The sequence below is a fragment of the Saccharothrix obliqua genome, from assembly GCF_019375475.1.
Lineage (GTDB): Bacteria > Actinomycetota > Actinomycetes > Mycobacteriales > Pseudonocardiaceae > Actinosynnema > Actinosynnema obliqua.
In genome coordinates, this window is record NZ_JAHXGQ010000039.1 from 1 (window position 1) to 579 (window position 579).

Genomic DNA, 579 nt, shown 5'->3' on the forward strand with positions numbered 1-579 from the left:
CTCGGGCTTGAGGCCGGGGGCGTCGACGACGTGGCCGTGTTCGCCGATGTGCTCGGTGATGGCCTCGATCTGCTCGGCCTGGTAGCCGAGGGATTTGAGGGCGCGGGGGACGGTCTGGTTGACGATCTGCATGGAGCCGCCGCCGACGAGCTTCTTGAACTTGACCAGGGCCAGGTCCGGCTCGATACCGGTGGTGTCGCAGTCCATCATCAGACCGATCGTCCCGGTCGGCGGCAGGACGGACGCCTGCGCGTTGCGCCAACCGTGCACCGCGCCCAGCTCACCGGCACGCCGCCACTCCCGCCGCGCCAACTCCTGCACGGCGATGTCGTTCGTGTCGTAGGTGCGGATCAGGTCATTGGCCGCGGCGTGTTTGCGGATCACCCGCTGATGTGAGTCGGCGTTGCGCGCATAGCCCTCGTACGGCCCGACGACCGCCGCCAACTCCGCCGAGCGCCGGTAGGCGACACCGGTCATCAGCGAGGTGATGGAGGCGGCCAGGGCGCGGCCACCCTCGGAGTCGTAGGCGTGGCCGGTGGCCATCAGCAACGCGCCCAGGTTGGCGTAGCCGATGCCCAG

At 69.4% G+C, this 579-nt stretch carries 1 protein-coding gene; it reads right to left on the reverse strand.

Annotated features, from left to right (window positions below):
• Nucleotides 1–579 (reverse strand): ribonucleotide reductase barrel domain-containing protein (locus KZQ38_RS35710; RefSeq protein ID WP_504739578.1); only part of this gene is annotated, 579 nt, incomplete at both ends.